This window comes from Blautia segnis, assembly GCF_014287535.1.
GTDB lineage: Bacteria > Bacillota > Clostridia > Lachnospirales > Lachnospiraceae > Blautia_A > Blautia_A acetigignens.
The window spans coordinates 89158-111524 of sequence record NZ_JACOOT010000014.1 but is presented as its reverse complement, the minus strand read 5'-3'; the positions used below and the strand labels follow the sequence as shown (position 1 = coordinate 111524).

Below are 22367 nucleotides of genomic sequence, written 5' to 3'. Positions count from 1 at the left end.
CTGTTTGAGAAAGGCTCTAGAGCGTGTTTGAAACACGCTCTAAGCTTTCCTGCACAGGATTACTCCTGCATGGAAATCACATTTTTATTCTGCACAATATAGGTGATCAGGGAAATCACAGTCAGTGCCAGTGACAGCCAGATAAAAATATTGGTCAGAATCTCAAAAATTCCGCCAAAATTCAGAATCAGCAGAATGATCATCACCATCTGGGAAGCAGTCTTAAATTTGCCCCAGTAGTTTGCGGCAATTACCACTCCGTTCTCAGCTGCGATCAGTCTGAATCCGCTGATAATAAATTCTCTTGCGATCACAACAATCACCATCCATGCAGGCAGGCGGTCCAGCTCGATCATGCAGATCAAAGCCGAACAAACAAGCAGCTTGTCCGCAAGGGGATCCATAAATTTACCAAAGTTGGTGACCAGATTATACTTACGTGCCAGTTTGCCGTCAAACCAGTCTGTAATGCTTGCCGCAGCAAAAATAACAAGACAGATATAACGGTTGGCTTCCCCGCCCCATCCAGTCAGAATAAATAATACAAAAAACGGTACCATAATCATTCTGGCAACAGTCAGCTTATTCGGTGTATTCATTCTCCAGCTCTCCTATCAAATCATACTCCAGAGCACCTGTAACCCGTACTCTTGCAAAATCTCCGGTCATGAGAAGTTCGCCTGTCTGTACAAAAATATAGCCGTCAACCTTAGGCGCATCTCCGTAAGTACGTCCAATATACGCACTTTCACCGGATACCTTGCCCTCGATCATAACAGTCAGTACCTGACCTACGCGATTCTCACCCTTCTCCAGAGAAATCTCCTGCTGAAGTTCCATGATCTCATCTCGTCTGGCTTCCTTGACTTCTTCGGGAATCTGATCCTCCATAGTCGCTGCCGGGGTATCCTCCTCTGCGGAATATGGGAAAACACCAAGGCGGTCGAACTCGATTTCGTCCACAAACTCCATCAGTTCTTCATGGTCTTCCTGGGTCTCTCCAGGGAAACCGCTGATCAGACTGGTACGAAGGAAAATATCCGGGATCTCACGGCGCAGCTTGCCAATAATGTCCACAAGCTCCTGCTTGGTGGTGCGGCGTCCCATACGTTTCAGTACGCGGTCGCTGGCATGCTGAATAGGAAGATCCAGATAATGGCAGATCTTCTTCTCTTCCTTCATGGTCTGAATCAGTTCATCATAAATCTCCTCCGGATAACAGTATAAAATACGGATCCAGCGGATTCCTTTAATCTTGCAAAGCTCTTTCAAAAGCACATGCAGGGATTTCTTTCCGTAAAGATCCTTGCCGTAAAGAGTAGTCTCCTGTGCAACCAGGATCAGCTCCTTCACGCCCTGTTCGGCAAGTGACTGTGCTTCCTTCACCAGCTGTTCCATAGGAACGCTTCGGTAGCTTCCCCTGAGCTTGGGGATAATACAGTACGTACAGTGCTTGTCACAGCCCTCTGCAATCTTCAGATATGCAAAATGGCCGCCAGTTGTCAGCATACGCTTGCCGGAAATATTGGGAAGGAAATCAATGCTCTTGTATTCTTCGAAGTGCCTGCCCGCCTCAGCTTCCTTAACAGCTTTGATAATATCGCCGTAGGAAGTAGTTCCAAGGATTGCATCCACCTCCGGTATTTCCTCTGAAATCTCTTTCTTGTAGCGCTGTGCCATGCATCCGGTGACGATCAGGACCTTGCAGGTTCCTGCCTTTTTCTTCTCTGCCATCTCAAGAATGGTATTGACACTCTCTTCCTTGGCATCTCCAATGAAGCAGCAGGTATTTACAATAATCACCTCTGCCTCATCTTCATCGTCCACGATCTGATGTCCGTCTGCTGCCAGCATTCCAAGCATTTCCTCAGAATCTACCAGGTTCTTATCACATCCAAGGGAAATGAACAATAATTTCATATTATTCTGCACTCTCCTGGGAAACAGTCTCTGCTGTTGCTTCTTCTGCAGCTGCTTCCTCTGCCGGCTGCTCCGGTGCAAGACCTGCGATCTCTCTTAAATCCTCTTCCTCGTGCTGTCCCGGAAGGATCTTAACCTTTCCGTGATATAACTCGTCGATTGCGATGGAAAGCGGTTTCTTGCCTTTTACATTATCTGCAAGAGGCTTCGCTCCGCCGATGAGCTGGCGTGCACGCTTGCTGGTTGCAAGAATCAGGGAATAACGGCTGTTGAGCACCATGCTCTCGTCATCGTCCTCGTTGTTTGTATTGATTGCTTCGATTAATTCTGAATAAGATGGATGGATCATATATATATACTCCTTTCAAATTTGAGGGCCTTTGCAGCGTGCAGGAACCAGTTTCTGTAAATACCAGAAAACCTTTCCTGACATGCTTCGGCCGTAATTTCTCGTTACTTGATAGTAACATTTTATCATAAAGGCCGGGAACCGGTTTCTATTTAAAACATGTTCCTAACCTAAATTAACAAATTGATATCTGCTGGCAGCACCACTGTAAAAATCAGATAAATTAACAGGAACAGTTACATCCTGCTCTCTCAGTCGGACATATACGTCAAACGCACCAGTTTGCAAATCTATCTCAATTTTCTGTAAATTTAGCTGCCTGCGCCTGGATCTCATGGATGAAATCCAGATTTCTCTTCATGGAAAAATGCTCGCTCTGGATGATGCCGTGAAGTCTGTCCACTGCCTCATCAAGCTGATCATTTACCAGAACGTAATCATACTCGTCCACGCCTTCCGCTTCCTGTGCTGCTCTGGCAAGACGCTGGTGGATCACTTCTGCAGTCTCCGTGCCTCTTCCCACAAGACGCTCTCTTAACACTTCCATGGAAGGTGCAGTCACAAATACCAGCACTGCCTCCGGGAATTTCTTCTTGATCTTGCGCGCGCCCTGGATCTCAATCTCAAGGATCACATCGCGTCCCTGTGAAAGCTGCTCTTCCACATAGGCCTTAGGTGTGCCGTAATAATTCTCAACATACTGGGCATATTCAATCAGCTGATCCTGACGGATCATCTCTTCAAATTCTTCTCTGGTGCGGAAAAAATACTCTCTTCCGTCCTCTTCCCCTGGCCTGGGGTTTCTTGTGGTGGCAGACACAGACAACGCATAATTGTCATATTTCGCCATCAGGCTTTTCATAATGGTGCCTTTCCCTGCTCCGGAAAAACCGGAAACAACTACCAGAACTCCTCTACTCATGGCCCTCTCCCTTACTTTCAAAATCGTGTACCTCTGCAAATCTGCGGGCAATGGTGTCCGGCTGGATCGCAGATAAAATCAGAATGTCGTCAGATGTCACGATCACGGACTTGGTCTTCCTACCCTGGGTGGCATCTACAAGGGAATTGGTTCCCTTCACACTCTGAACCATTCGTTTCACCGGTGCGGCATCCGGGTTCACCACAGCTACAATTTTCTGGGAATTCACCACATTGCCGAATCCGATATTGATTAATTTTGCCATGTTTTCCCCCTTCTGTCAATATAAAGGAAAGATTACGCAAAAAGTATTTTGCATAATCCGTAACCCTGCGGATTGCTCCGCCGCTATGCGGCTGGCCTTGATTCCCTGGCATTACTCTATATTCTGGATCTGCTCACGGATTTTCTCAATCTCGGTTTTCAGATCAATGGCAATGTTGGAAATCACCAGGTCACTGGATTTCGACAGAATCGTGTTTGCCTCACGGTTCATCTCCTGAGCCATGAAATCAAGCTTGCGGCCAATCCCCTCTTTCTCCTCCAGCATTCTCTTCATGCCCTGAATATGGCTGTGAAGACGCACAGTCTCCTCATCATTACAGATTTTGTCAGAGAACAGGATCACTTCTGCTGCAATGCGGGAATCCTCTATCTGGGAATCCTCAAGAAGCTCATGCACCTTCGCTTCCAGCTTCTCTCTGTAAGAATCCACAACCAGCGGAGAACGCTCCTCCACCTGGTTCACCTTCTCATCCAGTGCCTCCAGCTTGGTGATCAGGTCATTCTTAAGATGCTCGCCTTCTCTTTCACGGGCCTGGGCAAATTTCTCACAGGCTTCGCGAAGGGGGCCTTCCAGTACTGCCCAAAGCTCTTCCTCGTCTACAGACTGCTCCTCCATAGTCAGAACATCCGGATAACGGGAAAGAGCCCCTGCCTTCACGTCATTCTCAATGCCAAACTCCTCTGCCATCTGGCGGATATAGGCCATGTACTCAGATGCAAGCTCTTTATTATATTTCAATGCGCCACAGCTTAAGGTATAATCTTCATAGGTAATAAATACATCTACCTTGCCTCGCTGCATATATGTCTTCATAAGATTCCGGATAGCACCCTCCAGAAAACCAAGCTTCCTTGGCATCTTAATGCTCAGATCCAGATATCTGTGATTGACGGATTTTAATTCAACGGTGATTTTCCGATCTTTTGTAATCACCTCGGCTCTTCCAAAGCCGGTCATGCTTTTTATCATAGTAATCTCTTTCTGTATTTTGATTTTTGTTCCGAATGATGTCAGCCCCCAAACAGCTTACATCACTTCTACGCATACAGATTTATTATAGTTCATTCCAAAACCCTAGTCAAATCATTTTTTTGCTGTTATAATATATTCTGATATCAGGGGCAAAAGGTCAAAAAGCCGGTCATGCTTGCATGATAAGGCTTTTGAACTTGGGACCCGCCGAACATAAGGAAGTAGCGATTTACGTAGTAAATCAGCGGATTCCGAATGTTCGAGAATTGCGGGAGCTGCTTCGCAGCGGAGCAATTCGTGGATATCAAGTTCGGGGCAAAAGACTTTTTGACCCGAACATCATAGTATAGAAAGGAGTTATTCCTATGGCCTTTGACGGAATTACCATTGCAGCAATGGTTTCTGAATTAAATAAAAATCTCTCCGGCGGACGCATCAACAAGATTGCCCAGCCAGAGAGCGATGAGCTTCTCATCACCGGGAAAGGGGCAAACGGCCAGAAGCGTCTGCTGCTCTCAGCCAGTGCTTCCCTTCCCCTGATCTATTTCACAGGCAAGAACCGGATCAGTCCCCTCACTGCCCCCAACTTCTGCATGCTTCTTCGCAAGCACATCGGCAGTGCAAGGATCACAGCCATCCGCCAGCCGGAACTGGAACGTGTAGTGGAATTTGAGCTGGAGCATCTCAACGAGCTGGGCGACGTGTGCCACAAGGTTCTGATCATGGAGCTGATGGGCAAGCACAGCAACATTATTTTCTGCGATGACCAGAATATGATCCTGGACAGCATCAAGCACGTATCCTGCAACGTAAGCTCCGTCCGCGAAGTTCTTCCCGGACGCCCCTACTTTATTCCACACACTCAGGACAAGCTGGACCCGCTCACCATTTCCAAAGAAGACTTTATGGAAAAAGTCTGCGGAAAATCTATCGCCATTTCCAAGGCTCTTTACCAGACTCTTACCGGTCTTAGCCCGGTGATGGCACAGGAGCTTTGCTACCGCGCTTCCATTGACGGAAATGATGAGGCCACAGCCCTTGAGGAAAATGCCCGTGAAAAATTATATCAGGAATTTTCCGGTATGATGGAGCAGATCCGCAGGGAAGAATTTACCCCTGTTATTGTATACAAAGGAGATGAACCTGTAGAATACGGCGTTTTTCCTTTTGCTCAGTATGGAGAAGGCTTCTCCAGCCAGACGTATGAATCCGTTTCCGAGATGCTGGAAACCTACTACGCTTCCCGTGACGTGATCACCCGCATCCGCCAGAAATCCGCGGACCTTCGCAAGATCGTCCAGACCGCCCTTGACCGCAACCGCAAGAAGCTAAGTATTCAGCAGAAGCAGATGAAGGACACAGAGAAAAAGGACAAGTACAAGATCTACGGCGAGCTGATCAACGCCTACGGCTACGGCCTGGAAGAAGGATGCAAATCCTTTAAAGCTGTAAACTATTATAATGGAGAGGAAATCACCATTCCCCTTGACCCTACCCTCACTCCCCAGGAGAATTCCAAAAAATACTTCGACCGCTACGGCAAGCTGAAGCGTACCCAGGAAGCCCTGGAGGTTCAGATTGCAGACACAGTCAGCGAGATCGAGCATCTGGAATCCATTTCCAATGCCCTTGATATTGCCACTGAGGAAAGCGACCTTTCCCAGATCAAGGAAGAGCTGATGGAGTACGGCTACGTAAAACGCCATTACGGAAACAAAAAAGGCGCCAAAATGCAGGTGAAGTCCAAGCCCTTCCACTATGTTTCCAGCGATGGCTACGATATTTATGTAGGCAAAAACAACTACCAGAACGACGAGCTTACCTTCAAGTTCGCCACAGGAAACGACTGGTGGTTCCACGCCAAAAAAATGCCCGGTTCCCACGTCGTAGTAAAAACCAAAGACGGCACCCTGCCGGACCGCACCTTCGAGGAAGCAGGCAATCTTGCCGCCTACTATTCCAAGGGACGCACTGCCCCCAAGGTGGAAATTGACTATCTTCAGAAAAAAAATGTGAAAAAGCCAGCCGGTGCCAAGCCTGGATTTGTGGTTTATTACACCAACTATTCTTTGATGGCTTCCCCGGATATTACAGGAATCAAGCAATTATCCTAACCGCGGCAAATGCAGATTTTATTTTGCGGCAAACCGGAATGTTTGCTGCACAACATACATTATTCTAAGAACAGGAGCAACCTATGAGTATTTTAAACGTTGAACACCTTACCCACGGCTTTGGCGACAGAGCTATTTTTCAGGATGTGTCCTTCCGCCTTCTCAAAGGAGAGCACATCGGCCTGGTAGGCGCCAACGGAGAAGGCAAATCCACCTTCTTCAACATTGTAACTGACAAATTAATGCCGGATGAGGGCAAGATCCAATGGGCAAAGAATGTCCGGGTAGGCTATCTGGACCAGCACTCTGTCCTTTCCCAGGGCATGACCATCCGCGATGTGCTGAAATCCGCTTTTTCCTGGCTTTTCGAGCTGGAAGAGCGAATGAATACCATCTGCGATTCTCTTGGAGAAGCTTCCCCAGAGGAAATGGAAGCTCTTATGGAGGAGCTTGGAACCATTCAGGATACTATGACCATGCACGATTTTTACATAATCGACTCTAAGGTGGAGGAGGTTGCCCGTGCACTTGGGCTTCTGGATCTGGGGCTTGACCGTGATGTTACAGATTTAAGCGGTGGTCAGCGTACCAAGGTTCTTCTTGCCAAGCTTCTTCTTGAGAAACCGGACATCCTTCTTCTGGACGAGCCCACCAACTATCTGGACGAAGAGCACATTGCCTGGCTGAAGCGTTATCTTCAGGAATATGAGAATGCTTTTATCCTCATCTCCCATGATATTCCGTTTTTGAACGATGTTATCAACATTGTTTACCATATGGAAAACCAGGAGCTGAACCGCTACGTAGGCGACTATGACCACTTCCAGGAGGTTTACGAGGTAAAAAAATCCCAGCTGGAGGCAGCTTACCGCCGTCAGCAGCAGGAAATCAGTGAGCTGAAGGATTTTGTTGCCAGAAACAAAGCTCGTGTTGCCACCCGAAATATGGCAATGTCCAGACAGAAAAAGCTGGACAAAATGGATGTGATCGAGCTTGCAGCCGAGAAGCCGAAACCGGAATTTCATTTTAAACAGGGACGTACCCCTGGCAAATATATTTTTGAGACCAAGGATCTGGTAATTGGATACGATGAGCCCCTTTCCCGTCCTCTTACTCTTTCCATGGAAAGAGGTCAGAAAATTGCTCTGGTAGGTGCTAATGGAATCGGAAAAACCACTCTTCTGAAAAGTATCCTCGGACTGATTCCTGCACTGAAGGGAACCAGAGAATTAGGAGATAATCTTCAGATCGGTTATTTTGAGCAGGAAGTAAAGGGAGACAATAAAACCACCTGTATTGATGAGATCTGGGCAGAATTTCCATCCTACACCCAGTACGAAGTGCGCTCCGCACTTGCAAAATGCGGACTTACCACCAAGCACATTGAAAGTCAGGTCCGGGTACTCAGCGGCGGGGAGCAGGCCAAGGTTCGCCTGTGCAAGCTGGTAAACAAAGAGACCAACGTACTTCTTCTGGATGAGCCTACCAACCATCTGGATGTGGACGCAAAGGATGCGTTGAAGGAAGCGCTGAAAGAATACAGAGGAAGCGTTCTTCTTATCTGCCACGAACCGGAGTTTTACCAGGATGTAGTTTCCCAAGTATGGGACTGCAGCAAATGGACTACGAAAGTGCTTTGATCTGCTGGGAAAGTTCCAAACAACAGCCAGGAATGAGATAACAAAAAAGACGCCGGAGAGTTTGATTTTCAGGGTTCACCCAAACTCTCCGACGTTTTTTATAATTTTATGATTTATTCAGCATCCGCAGCAACCTTGCTTGCTCTTGCCTCGATTTCCTTCTGCTGGATATCTCCAGGTGCCTGCTCATAGCGTGCAAACTCATAGGAGAAGTCTCCGCTTCCGCCTGTCATGGAGCGAAGATCTGTGGAATATCCGTAAATCTCAAGAAGCGGCACATCGGCTTCAATGATAGTATTTCCATTGTGATCCGGATTCATGCCAAGGACACGGCCACGGCGTTTATTCAGATTGCCCATAACGTCACCGGTATATTTGTCCGGAACAGTAACCTTCATGGAAACGATTGGCTCAAGGAGTACAGGAGATGCGTCCATAAAGCCTTTCTTAAATGCCAGAATAGTTGCCATCTTAAATGCCATCTCAGAGGAATCTACCGGATGATAGGATCCGTCATAAAGAGTAGCCTTCACACCTACTACCGGATATGCAGCCAGAGGTCCCTTCTGAACGCATTCCTGAAGTCCCTTCTCAACTGCCGGGAAGTAGTTCTTCGGAACTGCACCGCCAACTACAACCTGCTCAAATACATATGGAGTCTCCATATCACCGGACGGCTCAAAGCGCATCTTAACATGACCATACTGTCCGTGTCCGCCGGACTGTTTCTTATGCTTTCCTTCTACATCAGAATTCTTGCGAATAGTCTCACGGAACGGAACCTTCGGTTTGGAAAGCTCTACGTCTACTTTATAGCGATCCTTCAGCATGCTGACAACAACGTCAAGATGCTGGTCGCCCATGCCATAAATAAGGCTCTGGCGGTTCGCACCGTCATTCTCAACGCGAACAGTCTTATCCTCGCTCATGATCTTGGACAGAGCCTGGGAAATCTTATCCTCATCACCTTTATTTACAGCCTTAAATCTCTTATAGGTATAAGGTGTGGAAAGGATTGCCTTCGGATAAAGCACCGGATTGGCTTTGCCAGCAAGGCTGTCGCCAGTCTGAACGCTTACCAGCTTGGCAATGGCGCCGATATCACCTGCATGGAGTTCCGGAACCTCGATCGGCTTGGAACCCTGAAGAACATATAATTTGTTCAGGCGCTCCTCTGTACCTTTCTCCACATTGAGAAGGGTATCATCGGATTTGATAACACCGGAGCAAACCTTGATCAGGGAATATTTGCCAAGGAATGGATCCACGATGGATTTCCATACATATGCAGATTTCGCTTTGGCGAAGTCGTAATTTGCTTCAAAAATTTCATTGGTTTTCTGGGAAATACCGTTGCAGGAACGTTTGTCCGGGCTTGGGAAATATCCGCAGATATCATCCAGCAAGTTGGATACGCCGCGAAGATTGATCGGGGATCCCATGCATACCGGAACAATGCTTGCTTCCTGAATATTGGCTGCAAGTGCTGCGGAAACCTCTGTTACAGAGAATTCATCTCCCTCAAAGTAACGATCCATGAATTCCTCGCTGGTCTCTGCTACAGATTCCATCAGGATATCATGATATTTCTCAAGGTACTCATCCAGGTAAGAAGGAATCGCACATTCTTCCTTCTGTCCCTTGTCAATATATTTTCTTCCGGCCTGCTTCACAACGTTTACATATCCCACAAACTTGCCGTCCTCACGAATTGGGAAATGAAGCGGAGCAATCTTCTTGCCGTAAAGCTCAGTAAGCTGATCTACTACCTTACGATAGCTGACATCGTCCACGTCCATATCGGTAACGAAAATCATACGCGGAAGTTTGTACTTCTCGCACAGATTCCATGCCTTCTGGGTACCAACCTGTACGCCGGCTTTACCAGATACTACGATGATTGCTGCGTCTGCAGCGCTGACAGCTTCCTCGACCTCTCCTACGAAATCAAAATATCCGGGAGTGTCCAGAATGTTTACCTTGTTCTTCTGCCACGGGACCGGAATCACAGATGTAGTAATGGAAAAGTGTCGTTTGATCTCTTCTTTATCATAATCACTGACAGTGTTGCCATCTTCCACTTTGCCTAAACGGTTGGTCAAGCCTGCCAGATATGCCATTGCTTCTGCCAGAGTTGTCTTGCCAGCCCCACCGTGACCTAATAGGACTACATTTCTGATTCGGTCAGTTCTAAAAACGTCCATATGTAATACCTCCCTGTTTGTCTGATATGTTCATATTTTACTAAATATTCAGAAGAATTTCAAGTATTTTCTGGGATTTTGACGGTCTTTTTTCAAAAAAGTTTAGATTATTTTGTCATTTTCGTGGGAATTGACAATTTGCGAGGAATCTCGTACAATGACAGAAGGTAATTTCTTATTTAAAACGCGGGTAATATTCCGCGAGGTATTTTTTGTGAACAAAGTTCACGAAAAATCCGAGACTAGCAGCGCGAAATCATGCCTGCATGATTTCTGTGCATCGCGAAGCGCGTTACTGTGAACAAAGTGAACTGTAACGTTTCTCACTTTAACGAAGGAAAGGAAACGATATTATAATGAAGACAATCGGTTTTATCGGTCTTGGTCTGATCGGCGGTTCCATCGCCAAAGCCATCCGGAAGTACCATCCGGACTACCACATTCTGGCCTATAACCGCAGCAAGGAAGCACTTGCCTCTGCACTTAGCAGCGGCATTATAGATGGTGTCTGCGAGGAAATGAAGGATCCAAGGTTTGGAACCTGTGACTATGTATTTCTTTGCGCACCAGTAGAAATCAATCTGGAATGCCTGGCATACTTAAAGGAGATCCGTCAGGACGGATGCATCATTACAGATGTGGGAAGCGTAAAGGGAATCATCCACCAGAAGGTTGAGGAACTTGGAATGACAGACTGCTTCATCGGCGGTCATCCAATGGCTGGTTCTGAGAAAACCGGATTCGACCATTCCAATGAGCGCATTCTGGAGAACGCTTACTATATTCTTACTCCAGGCGGCGAAGTTGGGCTGGAATATATTGGAGATTTCACAGAGCTGATCCGCTCCCTTGGGGCCATTCCTATGGTGCTCACTGCAGAGGAGCACGATTTCATCACTGCAGGTGTGAGCCATCTGCCCCACATTATCGCATCTGCGCTTGTCAATCTTGTGAAAACACTGGACAATGACGCGGAATATATGAAAACCATCGCAGCCGGCGGCTTCCGGGACATTACAAGGATCGCTTCCTCTTCTCCTGTAATGTGGCAGCAGATCTGCTTGGAAAATCACGAGAACATTTCCAATGTTCTGGATGACTACATCCGCATGCTGATCCAGATCCGCTGTTCCATTGACAACTGCGCTTCTGACGGCAGGGAAGCAGACGCCATTTACCAGATGTTTGCAAGCTCCAGGGATTACCGTGACTCCATCGATGTGGTAGATAATGGACCCATCCGCAAGGCTTATGTGCTTTATCTGGATATTGCAGATGAGGCCGGTGGAATTGCTACCATCGCAACCATTCTTGCTATGGACAAGATCAGTATCAAGAATATCGGCATCATCCACAACCGTGAATTTGAACAGGGCGTTCTGAAAATCGAATTTTATGAGGAAGACGCCATGGAGCGGGCAATTGCACTTTTGAAGAAGCGCAATTATATCGTTTATGAACGATAATCTGTGCCCCAGCGGTTGTTTATAAAGGATACATTACAATCAATTTTTCAAACAAACACTGTATCAGTACAGTAAATATGAAGTAATCGCCATATTGACTCGTCTAATTCTTCTATGGCAGATACTCCATTTTGCTGTATTAGACTTTTCATTTAAGGAACGATTATTATGGAAATAAAAAAATTAACCAATCTCCACGGCGAGATTACCGTCCCAGGCGACAAATCCATCTCCCACCGTGCTGTCATGTTCGGTTCCCTTGCCAAAGGGACCACCCGCATCACCCATTTTCTGGAAGGAGCGGACTGCCTTTCCACCATCTCCTGTTTCCGCAAAATGGGCATCGACATCGAGAACAACAACGGCGAAATCCTGGTCCACGGAAAAGGACTTCGCGGACTTTCTTCCCCAACTGACATCTTAGATGTAGGAAACAGCGGCACCACAACCCGCCTGATTTCCGGTATCCTTGCAGGACAGAATTTTGTATCCGAACTGACCGGAGACGACTCCATCCAGAGCCGCCCTATGAAACGGATTATGACTCCCCTTCTTTCCATGGGAGCCGACATCACCAGCATAAAAGGAAACAACTGCGTTCCCCTTCGGATTGCCGGACACCCGCTGAAAGCCATTCACTACGATTCTCCGGTTGCTTCTGCCCAGGTGAAATCCTGTGTGCTTCTGGCAGGCATGTACAGTGACGGCGTTACCAGCGTCACAGAGCCCGTCCTTTCCAGAAACCACACGGAGATCATGCTGAATTATTTCGGCGCACAGGTAACCTCTGAGGGAACCACCGCTTCCATTGTTCCGGAACCTTCTCTTCATGCAAGGGAAATCACTGTACCAGGCGATATTTCTTCTGCCGCTTACTTTATTGCAGCAGGCCTTCTGGTTCCAGGAAGCGAGATCCTTCTGAAAAACGTGGGGATCAACCCTACCAGAGACGGGCTTCTTCGCGTCTGCAAAGACATGGGCGCTGACATTACCATGCTGAATGTGAATATGGACGGCGAGCCAACTGCGGACCTTCTGGTACGCACCAGTTCGCTTCACGGTACCACTGTAGGAGGCGAAATTATCCCTACTTTGATCGACGAGATCCCGATGATCGCGGTTATGGCGGCTTTCGCAGAGGGAACCACCATCATCAAGGATGCCAAGGAGCTTAAGGTAAAAGAATCCGACCGTATTCTGGTTATGGCAGAGAATCTCTCCCGCATGGGTGCTGACATCACCCCGACAGATGACGGCATGATCATTCATGGCGGCAAGCCGCTGCACGGCGCCGTGATTGATTCTTATCTGGATCACCGTGTCGCCATGTCATTTGCCATCGCCGGACTCCTCTGCGACGGTCCGCTTTCCATTAAAGGCGGCGACTGCGTGAAGATTTCCTATCCGGAATTTTATGAAGACCTGTATGGTTTAGGCGAATAGCCTTTCACCCCTCGGGTTATTACATTGATCTGAGACAACTGAATTGGGCAAAAATAATAAAAGCCGGAATTTTCCAGAAAAACATCAGTATGGAATTTCGGCTTTCTTTTTATGCAATATCTTTTTTCCTTCAAATCTCCTTTCTCAAAATGGGTAAAATCTGGCTGTTTGTTCGGTTAATGACCTTTCTTTTTTCAAATATTTTCTCTTTGAGATGGTTGTTTTTCCGCCTCATTCTGTTAAATAATAATCAATGTTAGTTTGATGCAATCGTCTTTTTCACTATATAATTCTTCTATTTTCCTAATTTCATTATGTATTTTTCACATTTTATCATGTATTTATTTGTGCACAATTTTAAAATTCGTTTTATTCCGATTTTTATATTGATATTTTTTTAACACATTCGACGAAGTTGAAAAACTTCCTGTTTTCCCCTTTTTTTCCTGGAAAAAATAACGTATAATCTCACTGTAAGTTGAGGAACACTAAAAGACAAACAAAACGAACCGAGATCAGCCCAGACAAAAGAGCGGCTGGTACAAAGAAAGGAGCCAGAAATAATGAAAATTTTATTTTACGGAACCAAAAATTATGACGAGCAGTTTTTTGACAAACTTCTGCCTGAATTCCCAGGTATTGAAATTAAATTTATCGAAGCGAATATCCACGAAGAGACCGCTTCTCTTGCAAAGGGCTATGAAGCCATCTGTGCATTTGTAAATGCGGATCTGAGTACGAAAGTTATAGAAGAGTTACACCAGCAGGGCGTGAAACTGATCCTTATGCGCTGCGCAGGTTACAACAACGTCGATCTGAAAACAGCACAGAAATACGGTATCAAGGTTCTGCGTGTACCGGGTTATTCTCCGGAAGCAGTTGCAGAGCACGCAATGGCACTTGCCCTTACTGCCAACCGTCACACGCACAAGGCGTACATCAAATGCCGTGAGAACAACTTTACCTTAAATGGTCTTATGGGCGTGAACCTTTATAAGAAAACAGCTGGAATCATCGGTACCGGAAAGATCGGACAGGCTATGGCAAGAATCTGCAAGGGATTTGGAATGCGCGTCATCGCTTATGATCTTTTCCCGAATAAGAGCCTTGATTTCCTGGAGTATGTTTCCCTGGACGAGCTGCTTGCTACCAGTGATCTGATCAGTCTCCACTGCCCGCTTACCGATGAGACCAAGCATATCATTAATGAGAAAACAATTGCGCAGATGAAGGATGGTGTGATTCTTGTGAATACTTCCCGCGGCGGCCTGATCAAGACAGAGGATCTGATTTCCGGCATCCGCGATCACAAGTTCTTTGCAGTTGGACTGGACGTTTATGAGGAGGAATCTGATTATGTATTCGAGGACCTGTCCGAGAGCATTATGCAGACTTCCCTGATCCAGCGTCTCCTCTCTTTCCCGAACGTCACCATGACCTCCCACCAGGGATTCTTCACCGAAGAAGCCCTCACCAACATCGCCGAGACCACCATGGAAAATGCGCGTGCTTACATGAACGGAGAAGAACTGAAGAACGAAGTACTTTCATAAGCAGCGCCTCTGTTATTTCAATAAAATAAATGAAAGGTATTTCAAGGCAGAAAGCGTTTGAAATACCTTTTTTGTTTCTTTATAGTAAAAAGCACCACCAGTTGAAGCAACGATTTTTACATCAGCCATACATTTTATCGAATAAGCCAGCTATAATCCTTACGGCAATCAAGAATATAATCCACATACACCGCATGATCTTTGATTTGATAAAGAACTAGATACCACTTTTCCACGAACATCTTATGATATTTATTCGGTGGTATATAAGATTCTTCAAAGAACGGAAAGCGCTGAGACATACGCTCTAAGGAGCGCATCGCTGTGATCAGTTCTTTCTTTTTGGCAGCAGCAGCTTCTTTATTGACCTGTGTCATAAAACGGAAGTGCACTCCCAACATTTGCTTTGCTCTATCAGAAACAATCACCTTATATTTCTTATCTGCCATACACTATACCTCGTCAATCACATCATCAAGGTATGCATCCAGTTCATCAAGAGTACATCCGCTTCTTCCTGCTATTCTGTCTTCCTCAACAGCAAGCAGTTCCTCCCTTAGTTTTAGCATCTTTTCCCAACGGTTGTAAGTTTCAATATCCATAACCACCAAGTCACCTTCACCATTCTTGGTCAGGAATATGGGTTCTTCTGTTTTGCGGCACATATCAGCAATCTCGTTGTAATTTTGGCGAATCGCTGCAGACGGACGAATATTCATATTGACACCTCCTTGGAATCATTGAGATAGTAATATTCTATCTATATTATACTTATCTCATACAACGAAGTCAATGTTTTCAAAAAATTTGCAATTACAAGTTTTCTACATTATTCCGCATATTTCGCCCGTAATAGCGCAATCTCCCTTGTCCAGCCCTCGTCATCATTGGGTGTTTCCAGAATAAATGGTCTGCCTTCCAGGGCGGGGTGGCGGATGACACGGACCAGGGCGTCGAGACCGATCTGGCCTTCGCCGATTTTGGCGTGGCGGTCTTTGTGGCTGCCAAGGCCGTTCATACTATCGTTCAGATGAATTGCTTTCAGATGTTCGAGGCCGATGATACGGTCGAACTCATTCAGCACACCATCCAGATCATTCACAATATCATAGCCGCCATCCCATACATGACAGGTATCCAAACAGACACCCAGCTTGTCTTTCTTCTCCACCAGATCCATAATGGCCCGAAGCTCCTCAAAACGGCTTCCCACCTCAGATCCTTTCCCGGACATGGTTTCAAGAAGAACGGTTGTGGTCTGCTCCTTTGTAAGAACTGCATTCAGTACCTCCGCAATCTTCTGGATTCCAACCTCGATTCCCTGTCCCACATGGCTTCCCGGGTGGAAATTATAGTAATTTCCAGGGGTAAATTCCATGCGCTTCAGATCATCCGCAAAAGTCTCCTTTGCAAACTCTCTCAGATTCTCCTTCACCGCACAGGCATTCAAAGTATAAGGGGCATGAGCCACTATTTTCCCAAATTCATGCTCCCTGGCAAGCTCCAGAAACTTTGCCACATCCGCCGGATCAATAGCCTTGGCATTTCCCCCTCTTGGATTTCTTGTAAAAAACGCGAATGTATTCCCGCCGTTTTTCACCATCTGCCGCCCCATGGCAGCGTATCCTTTAGAAGAAGATGTATGATTTCCTATATATAACATATGCTTTTTCCCTTTCTGCAAATATCCTCCATTGTTCCTGTACACTTTGCGCCAAAACCCCCGCGGAACATTACCAGTGAACAGTCACCTTATTGGTTACTGTTCACTCCGTGCCCAGTAACACGCTTCGCGATGCACAGAAATCATGCAAAGCATGATTTCGCGCCGCAGTTCTCGGGTTTTCTGTGAACTTTGTTCACAAAAAACACCTCGCGGAACATTACCAGTGAACAGTCACCTTATTGTACCATTTCTCCCTTCTTTTTCAAGAAATTTATTGACGAAATCCCTTTTTCTTCTTATACTATTGAAAGATGTGTTCATCTGTAAAAACACGTTCGTCCCACATTTTTACAGAGTTCATTCATACAAAAAGAGGAAGGAAATCGATATGAAAGAACGTGAAAAATTCTCATCCCGGCTGGGATTTATCCTGATCTCAGCCGGCTGCGCCATCGGCATCGGTAATGTATGGCGCTTCCCTTACATCACAGGCCAGTACGGCGGTGCTGCCTTCGTACTGATCTATCTTCTGTTCCTGGTAATCCTGGGACTGCCCATCATGGTTATGGAATTTGCAGTCGGCCGCGCAAGCCGCAAATCCGCTGCCAGAAGCTTCCATCTCCTTGAGCCCAAAGGCACCAAATGGCACCTTTACAGCTACGGTGCCATGCTCGGCAACTACATGCTGATGATGTTCTACACCACAGTAGGCGGCTGGATGCTTGCATACTTTTTCAAAATAGCAAGCGGAACCTTCACAGGTCTTGACACAGACGGTGTCGGAAATGTCTTTAACACCCTGCTTTCCAATCCAGGGGAAATGACCTTCTGGATGGTAGTCGTAACCGCTTTTGGCTTTGGCACCTGCTGCATGGGACTGCAGAAAGGCGTTGAGCGTATTACCAAAGTTATGATGGTTTGTCTTCTTACCATTATGGTAGTCCTCTGTATCAAGAGCTGTACCCTTCCAGGGGCAATCGAAGGCATTAAGTTCTACCTGCTTCCGGACTTTGGCCGTCTGAAAGAAAACGGACTGCTCTCCGGTATCTACGCTGCTATGGGACAGGCATTCTTCACCCTGAGCCTTGGAATCGGTGCTATGGCGATCTTCGGAAGCTACATCGACAAAGAACGCAGCCTTATGGGCGAATCCATCCAGATCGGAATTCTGGATACCTTCGTAGCGCTGATGGCCGGCCTTATTATTTTCCCGGCATGCTTCGCTTACAACGTAAGTCCTACACAGGGTGTTGGACTTGTGTTCGTAACACTGCCCAACATGTTCAACCAGATGATGGGAGGACGCTTCTGGGGCGCATTGTTCTTTATTTTCATGACATTTGCGGCTCTTTCCACCATCATTGCCGTATTTGAAAATATCTTAAGCTTTGCCATGGATCTGTGGGGATGGAGCCGTAAAAAAGCCGTTGCTGTAAACGGTATCGCCATTTTCATTCTGTCCATGCCATGCGTGCTTGGATTCAATGTATGGAGCGGTTTTCAGCCGCTTGGCGCAGGAAGCACCATTCAGGATCTGGAGGACTTCATTATCTCCAACAACCTGCTTCCCCTTGGAAGCCTTGTTTACCTGCTGTTCTGCGTTACCCGCTATGGATGGGGATGGGACAACTTCATCAAAGAGGCGGATCTTGGAAACGGTGTTAAATTTCCAAAATGGGCACGTCCATATCTCACCTATGTACTGCCGCTTATCGTTCTGTTGATTTTCGTAATGGGTTATTACGATAAGTTTTTCAGATAAAATACCCGCAAAATACCATACCCAACAGGGCAAAAATTCACCGGACTATTTTACAGAAACCTTTGGATTTTTGCCCTTCTGACTATCCAGCGACCTTTTTATACAGTTTCCGGTTCACACCAAATACCAGATAAGGATAAACGTATGCAAAAGAAAAAGAATTTATATAGAAAATCCAGATATTATCGTCGGCGTCAGCAGCTGCTGCGGAGAATTTATGCAGCCATTGGCGGCGTTTTGCTGCTGGTCGTAATCGTTCTGATCGTACGCGGCTGCATGTCCAGACAGGCTAAGACCGCTGATTCTTCCAATGTCAAAAACGAATCCGCTGCAAACGCTGACACCACTTCCGATACCCAAGCTGCCGCTTCGAGTACTGCTGATAGTGAAGCTTCCGCGAACGGAGAAAGCGAGAATTCAGATTCCGCAGCTGGAACGGCCAAAGCCGCCCACGACACCCCTGTTACCCTCACCGTCAGCGTGGTTGGTGACTGCACCCTTGGCACAGATGAAAATTTCGATTACGATACCAGCCTGAACGCATATTTCGAAAGCTATGGAAAGGAATATTTTTTCCAGAATGTAAAAAGCATTTTCGAGGCCGATGACCTGACTATCGCCAACAACGAGGGAACCTTCACCGAAAGCTATGACCGCGAGGACAAAACCTTCGCCTTCAAGGCCCCTGCTTCCTTTTCCGGAATTTACTCCTGCAGCTCTGTGGAAGCGGTAAATACAGCCAACAACCACAGCCATGATTACGGCGAGCAGAGCTTCCAGGACACTATGGACGCACTGGACGCCGAAGGAATCGTTCACTTTGGCTATGATGAAACTGCTGTTATGGACGTAAAAGGGGTGAAAGTCGGTCTTATAGGAATTTATGAGCTAAACGACCACCTGGAGCGTAAACAGCAGCTGGAGGACAATATTAATAAGGTAAAAGATGAGGGCGCCGAACTGGTTATCGTCATTTTCCACTGGGGAAATGAAAAAGAAACCGTTCCGGATTCCAACCAGACCACCCTGGGCAGACTTGCCATCGACCTTGGAGCCGACCTGGTATGCGGTCATCATCCTCATGTGCTTCAAGGCGTTGAGGAGTACAAGGGCAAAAATATTGTGTACAGCCTTGGAAACTTCTGCTTCGGCGGCAATTCCTCCCCAAGCGACATGGACACCATGATTTTCCAGCAGACCTTCACTATCACAAATGATGGCGTGCAGGATGATAACGTAACCAACATCATCCCCTGCTCCATCTCCTCTGCCTCTGACTACAACAACTATCAGCCCACTCCCGCAGAAGGCGACGAGAAAACCCGAATCATGGAAAAAATCCAGGAAAGAAGCTCCTGGATTGATACAGAAAATACATATTGAAAATATAAACTACGTATGCTATAATATAGCTAAACAACAAAGACCAAAAGCCATATGTAACAGCAAAAGACCCCAGAGTTGCAGCTCTGGGGTCTTATTCCGTTTTGGAGTGGTGGCTTAATCCACAGGCTAGTTACCGACTACTTATCACCGTCTAACCATTTGATGATATAGTGACACACTACACCAGCCGCGACGGCAGCAACAAACGACCAAAATATTTCCATATGTAACACCTCCCTTCCTTACCTGTCTAGGAGGCGGTAACATATAAATTATACTTTAAGAACCGTTTTTTGTCTACCTATAAAAAATTATATTTTTTTAAAGTATCAACATCGCATCTCCAAAGGAGAAGAACCGATACCTCTCCTGCACTGCCACTTCATAGGCATGCATAATATTCTCTTTCCCAGCCAGCGCGGATACCAGCATGACCAAGGTGGATTCCGGCAGGTGGAAATTGGTGATCAGGCCATCAATCATCTTGAATTTGTAGCCTGGATAGATGAAAATCTCGGTCCAGCCACTTCCAGCCTTCAGGATTCCATCCTCTCCTGTGGCAGATTCCAGTGTACGGCAGCTGGTAGTTCCAACTGCGATCACCCGGCCGCCGTTTTTCTTGGTGTCGTTGATCAGCTTCGCCTGGTCCTCTTCCACTATATAAAACTCAGAATGCATGTGATGCTGCTCCACATCATCCACCTTCACCGGGCGGAAGGTTCCAAGTCCTACGTGAAGAGTAACATGGGCAATGTTTACCCCTTTTGCCTTCACCTGTTCCAGCAGTTCTTTGGTGAAATGCAGTCCTGCTGTAGGCGCTGCCGCAGAGCCCTCATGCTTAGCATAAACGGTCTGGTAACGGTTCTTATCCTTTAATTTATGAGTAATATAAGGAGGCAGCGGCATCTCGCCAAGCTGATCCAGAATCTCCTCAAAAATCCCTTCATAATGAAACTGGATCAGGCGGTTGCCCTCGTCAACCACATCAATGATCTCGCCCTTCAAAATGCCGTCACCAAATGTGATCTTCGCACCTGGACGAGCCTTTTTGCCAGGCTTCACCAGACACTCCCAGATATCATTCTCCCTTCTTTTCAGAAGAAGGATCTCGATCACGGCACCAGTCTCTTCCTTGTGTCCGTAAAGTCTTGCCGGAATTACCTTGGTATCGTTAATCACCAAAGTATCTCCCTTATTCAAATAGTCCAGTATATCCCTGAAATGGCGATGTTCAATGCTTCCATCTGCCATAGAAAGATGCATAAGCCTGGAAGAACTTCTATCCTCCAGCGGATCCTGGGCAATCAGCTCCTGGGGGAGCTCATAGTAAAAATCAGATGTTCTCATCTTTGGATTCCTCCTCTTTCCACTGCTTTTTCAGCTGCCGCACAAAATTCCATTCTTTGTTGGTAAGGTCTGCCTTTTTCAGCAGATCCGGGCGTCTTTTCGCAGTACGGATAATGGACTGCTCTCTGCGCCACTTCTCTATATTTGCATGATGACCGGACATGAGAACCTCCGGAACCTTTTTCCCATGCCACTCTTCCGGCCGGCTGTACTGGGGATATTCCAGAAGATTTCCTGCGAAAGACTCTGTCTCGCCAGATTCCTGGTTGCTGAGCACCCCCGGAACCATACGGGAAATGGAATCCATCATAACCATGGCCGGAAGCTCCCCGCCTGTAAGCACATAGTCTCCAATGGACACATAATCCGTCACAATTTCCTCCAGAACTCTCTCATCGATTCCCTCATAATGACCGCAGAGGAAAACAAGGTCCTCCTCTTTCGCCATATCCCGTGCCATCTGCTGGTTAAACACCTGTCCCTGGGGCGTGAGATAAACCACTCTGGGGCGTTTCCCTGCCTTTTGGGCAATAGCCTCATAGGCCAGGTAAACCGGCTCGGCCTGCATCAGCATTCCTGCTCCGCCGCCGTAAGTATAATCATCCACCTTCTGATGCTTGTTAAAAGCATAATCCCGGATGTTCACCGCTTCTACAGAGAGAATCCCTGCGTTAATGGCACGGCCTGTAATGCTGGTGTTCATTCCATTCTGGATCATTTCCGGAAAAAGGGTCAAAACATGGAAATTCATTTACAAAAGTCCTTTCATCAAATGTACAGTCATCACATTTTTCTCCAGATCCACGTCAAGGATACACTCCTTGATCGCCGGAAGAAGTACTTCCTGATGGTCCGGAAGCTCTACTACGTAAACATCATTGGCGCCAGTCTCCATAACATCCTTCAGGGTTCCGAAATGTGTATTGTCCTCCAGAACCACTTCCATGCCGATCAGATCGCCAATATAATATTCGTCCTCATCCAATTCCTGCGCTTCCTCACGGGGAACCCACAGGTCTCTGCCTTTGTACATTTCAATATCATTTATGTTATCGATCCCGTTAAATTTCAGGATCACAAGATTCTTAAAAAACTTCACATTCCGGATTTCCAGCTTCTTCATCTCTCTGCCGGCATCCAGAAGCACATATTCCAGATCCAGGAAACGCTCCGGATCTGTGGTAGGGAATACTTTCACTTCTCCTCTTACGCCATGAGTGGTTGTAATTACTCCAACCTTTAATAAATCTTCCATTCAAAACTCCTCTGCATAACTGAATAATGGAAAGCCAGTTCTTCTTAATTGCTGTAACAGACTTCCAATGTAAAAACAGGAG

The 22367-nt window shown here is 46.6% G+C and carries 20 protein-coding genes; 7 read left to right on the top strand and 13 right to left on the bottom strand.

Annotated elements, in window-relative coordinates:
* Positions 1-59: 59 nt before the first annotated feature.
* The 6 genes from pgsA to H8S54_RS06385 form a co-directional block, all read right to left on the bottom strand.
* Positions 60-599: a CDP-diacylglycerol--glycerol-3-phosphate 3-phosphatidyltransferase gene (pgsA, locus tag H8S54_RS06410; RefSeq protein ID WP_021924693.1), complete on the bottom strand. Its 540-nt coding sequence runs from the start codon at positions 597-599 to the stop codon at positions 60-62.
* Entirely contained in the window at positions 583-1920 is a 1338-nt protein-coding gene (rimO, locus tag H8S54_RS06405) for a 30S ribosomal protein S12 methylthiotransferase RimO (protein WP_021924694.1), read from the bottom strand. The genes pgsA and rimO overlap by 17 nt, the downstream gene beginning before the upstream one ends.
* Position 1921: 1 nt before the next feature.
* The gene (gene rpoZ, locus H8S54_RS06400) at positions 1922-2269 is read right to left on the bottom strand and encodes a DNA-directed RNA polymerase subunit omega (protein ID WP_021924695.1); all 348 of its coding nucleotides are present in this window, start codon (positions 2267-2269) and stop codon (positions 1922-1924) included.
* Between the two features lie 295 nt (positions 2270-2564).
* Positions 2565-3191 (bottom strand): guanylate kinase, encoded by a 627-nt coding sequence (gene gmk, locus H8S54_RS06395; protein WP_173767538.1) that lies wholly within the window; start codon positions 3189-3191, stop codon positions 2565-2567.
* Positions 3184-3456: an extracellular matrix/biofilm biosynthesis regulator RemA family protein gene (locus tag H8S54_RS06390; protein ID WP_021924697.1), complete on the bottom strand. Its 273-nt coding sequence runs from the start codon at positions 3454-3456 to the stop codon at positions 3184-3186. The genes gmk and H8S54_RS06390 overlap by 8 nt, the downstream gene beginning before the upstream one ends.
* 111 nt (positions 3457-3567) lie before the next feature.
* Positions 3568-4446 (bottom strand): YicC/YloC family endoribonuclease, encoded by an 879-nt coding sequence (locus H8S54_RS06385; protein ID WP_021924698.1) that lies wholly within the window; start codon positions 4444-4446, stop codon positions 3568-3570.
* Positions 4447-4814: 368 nt separating this feature from the next.
* Here H8S54_RS06385 and H8S54_RS06380 point away from each other — a divergent pair, with 368 nt between their 5' ends.
* Together H8S54_RS06380 and H8S54_RS06375 are read left to right on the top strand one after the other, a co-directional pair.
* Positions 4815-6563 (top strand): Rqc2 family fibronectin-binding protein, encoded by a 1749-nt coding sequence (locus H8S54_RS06380; protein WP_186901131.1) that lies wholly within the window; start codon positions 4815-4817, stop codon positions 6561-6563.
* An 83-nt stretch (positions 6564-6646) separates the two neighbouring features.
* A complete protein-coding gene (locus H8S54_RS06375; RefSeq protein ID WP_186901130.1) occupies positions 6647-8203 on the top strand; it encodes an ABC-F family ATP-binding cassette domain-containing protein in 1557 nt (518 codons plus the stop codon).
* Positions 8204-8316: 113 nt separating this feature from the next.
* Here the strand turns inward: H8S54_RS06375 and H8S54_RS06370 are convergent, their stop codons facing one another.
* Positions 8317-10407, bottom strand: a complete 2091-nt coding sequence (locus H8S54_RS06370) for an elongation factor G (protein WP_186901129.1) — start codon at positions 10405-10407, stop codon at positions 8317-8319.
* Positions 10408-10763: 356 nt separating this feature from the next.
* On the opposite strand from H8S54_RS06370, the gene H8S54_RS06365 reads away from it, so the two are divergent.
* From H8S54_RS06365 to H8S54_RS06355, 3 genes are all read left to right on the top strand, one after another.
* The gene (locus tag H8S54_RS06365) at positions 10764-11873 is read left to right on the top strand and encodes a prephenate dehydrogenase (RefSeq protein WP_186901128.1); all 1110 of its coding nucleotides are present in this window, start codon (positions 10764-10766) and stop codon (positions 11871-11873) included.
* 168 nt (positions 11874-12041) lie between these two features.
* Positions 12042-13316 carry a 3-phosphoshikimate 1-carboxyvinyltransferase gene (gene aroA, locus H8S54_RS06360; RefSeq protein ID WP_186901127.1) on the top strand — a complete coding sequence of 425 codons (1275 nt, stop codon included), beginning with the start codon at positions 12042-12044 and terminating at the stop codon, positions 13314-13316.
* 563 nt (positions 13317-13879) lie between these two features.
* Positions 13880-14869 carry a 2-hydroxyacid dehydrogenase gene (locus tag H8S54_RS06355; protein ID WP_186901126.1) on the top strand — a complete coding sequence of 330 codons (990 nt, stop codon included), beginning with the start codon at positions 13880-13882 and terminating at the stop codon, positions 14867-14869.
* 134 nt (positions 14870-15003) lie between these two features.
* On the opposite strand, the gene H8S54_RS06350 is transcribed toward H8S54_RS06355, so the two are convergent.
* The 3 genes from H8S54_RS06350 to H8S54_RS06340 all read right to left on the bottom strand — a co-directional run bounded on the left by H8S54_RS06350 (position 15004) and on the right by H8S54_RS06340 (position 16532).
* Complete coding sequence (locus H8S54_RS06350; protein ID WP_173767546.1) at positions 15004-15318, bottom strand: type II toxin-antitoxin system RelE/ParE family toxin; 315 nt, start codon at positions 15316-15318, stop codon at positions 15004-15006.
* Between the two features lie 3 nt (positions 15319-15321).
* Complete coding sequence (locus H8S54_RS06345) at positions 15322-15588, bottom strand: type II toxin-antitoxin system Phd/YefM family antitoxin (RefSeq protein ID WP_021926505.1); 267 nt, start codon at positions 15586-15588, stop codon at positions 15322-15324.
* 110 nt (positions 15589-15698) lie between these two features.
* Complete coding sequence (locus H8S54_RS06340; RefSeq protein ID WP_186901125.1) at positions 15699-16532, bottom strand: deoxyribonuclease IV; 834 nt, start codon at positions 16530-16532, stop codon at positions 15699-15701.
* Positions 16533-16923: 391 nt separating this feature from the next.
* Here H8S54_RS06340 and H8S54_RS06335 point away from each other — a divergent pair, with 391 nt between their 5' ends.
* Positions 16924-18297 (top strand): sodium-dependent transporter, encoded by a 1374-nt coding sequence (locus tag H8S54_RS06335; protein ID WP_021926507.1) that lies wholly within the window; start codon positions 16924-16926, stop codon positions 18295-18297.
* Between the two features lie 144 nt (positions 18298-18441).
* A complete protein-coding gene (locus H8S54_RS06330) occupies positions 18442-19680 on the top strand; it encodes a CapA family protein (RefSeq protein WP_186901124.1) in 1239 nt (412 codons plus the stop codon).
* Between the two features lie 324 nt (positions 19681-20004).
* On the opposite strand, the gene queA is transcribed toward H8S54_RS06330, so the two are convergent.
* Genes queA through rimM form a run of 3 tightly spaced genes read right to left on the bottom strand, consistent with a single transcriptional unit; the run spans position 20005 to position 22285 of the window.
* Entirely contained in the window at positions 20005-21030 is a 1026-nt protein-coding gene (gene queA, locus H8S54_RS06325; protein ID WP_021926509.1) for a tRNA preQ1(34) S-adenosylmethionine ribosyltransferase-isomerase QueA, read from the bottom strand.
* Positions 21017-21781 carry a tRNA (guanosine(37)-N1)-methyltransferase TrmD gene (trmD, locus tag H8S54_RS06320; RefSeq protein WP_117852009.1) on the bottom strand — a complete coding sequence of 255 codons (765 nt, stop codon included), beginning with the start codon at positions 21779-21781 and terminating at the stop codon, positions 21017-21019. Before trmD ends, queA begins: the two co-directional genes overlap by 14 nt.
* Positions 21782-22285: a ribosome maturation factor RimM gene (gene rimM, locus H8S54_RS06315; protein WP_021926511.1), complete on the bottom strand. Its 504-nt coding sequence runs from the start codon at positions 22283-22285 to the stop codon at positions 21782-21784. It abuts the gene before it with no gap.
* Positions 22286-22367: the final 82 nt, after the last annotated feature.

Coding starts and splice junctions, on each gene's coding strand:
- H8S54_RS06340 (WP_186901125.1), bottom strand. CDS start 16,532: ATGTTATATATAGGAAATCATACATCTTCTTCTAAAGGATACGCTGCC.
- rimO (WP_021924694.1), bottom strand. CDS start 1,920: ATGAAATTATTGTTCATTTCCCTTGGATGTGATAAGAACCTGGTAGAT.
- H8S54_RS06350 (WP_173767546.1), bottom strand. CDS start 15,318: ATGGCAGATAAGAAATATAAGGTGATTGTTTCTGATAGAGCAAAGCAA.
- aroA (WP_186901127.1), top strand. CDS start 12,042: ATGGAAATAAAAAAATTAACCAATCTCCACGGCGAGATTACCGTCCCA.
- H8S54_RS06385 (WP_021924698.1), bottom strand. CDS start 4,446: ATGATAAAAAGCATGACCGGCTTTGGAAGAGCCGAGGTGATTACAAAA.
- H8S54_RS06390 (WP_021924697.1), bottom strand. CDS start 3,456: ATGGCAAAATTAATCAATATCGGATTCGGCAATGTGGTGAATTCCCAG.
- pgsA (WP_021924693.1), bottom strand. CDS start 599: ATGAATACACCGAATAAGCTGACTGTTGCCAGAATGATTATGGTACCG.
- H8S54_RS06335 (WP_021926507.1), top strand. CDS start 16,924: ATGAAAGAACGTGAAAAATTCTCATCCCGGCTGGGATTTATCCTGATC.
- rpoZ (WP_021924695.1), bottom strand. CDS start 2,269: ATGATCCATCCATCTTATTCAGAATTAATCGAAGCAATCAATACAAAC.
- H8S54_RS06380 (WP_186901131.1), top strand. CDS start 4,815: ATGGCCTTTGACGGAATTACCATTGCAGCAATGGTTTCTGAATTAAAT.
- gmk (WP_173767538.1), bottom strand. CDS start 3,191: ATGAGTAGAGGAGTTCTGGTAGTTGTTTCCGGTTTTTCCGGAGCAGGG.
- rimM (WP_021926511.1), bottom strand. CDS start 22,285: ATGGAAGATTTATTAAAGGTTGGAGTAATTACAACCACTCATGGCGTA.
- queA (WP_021926509.1), bottom strand. CDS start 21,030: ATGAGAACATCTGATTTTTACTATGAGCTCCCCCAGGAGCTGATTGCC.
- H8S54_RS06365 (WP_186901128.1), top strand. CDS start 10,764: ATGAAGACAATCGGTTTTATCGGTCTTGGTCTGATCGGCGGTTCCATC.
- H8S54_RS06370 (WP_186901129.1), bottom strand. CDS start 10,407: ATGGACGTTTTTAGAACTGACCGAATCAGAAATGTAGTCCTATTAGGT.
- H8S54_RS06375 (WP_186901130.1), top strand. CDS start 6,647: ATGAGTATTTTAAACGTTGAACACCTTACCCACGGCTTTGGCGACAGA.
- trmD (WP_117852009.1), bottom strand. CDS start 21,781: ATGAATTTCCATGTTTTGACCCTTTTTCCGGAAATGATCCAGAATGGA.
- H8S54_RS06345 (WP_021926505.1), bottom strand. CDS start 15,588: ATGAATATTCGTCCGTCTGCAGCGATTCGCCAAAATTACAACGAGATT.
- H8S54_RS06330 (WP_186901124.1), top strand. CDS start 18,442: ATGCAAAAGAAAAAGAATTTATATAGAAAATCCAGATATTATCGTCGG.
- H8S54_RS06355 (WP_186901126.1), top strand. CDS start 13,880: ATGAAAATTTTATTTTACGGAACCAAAAATTATGACGAGCAGTTTTTT.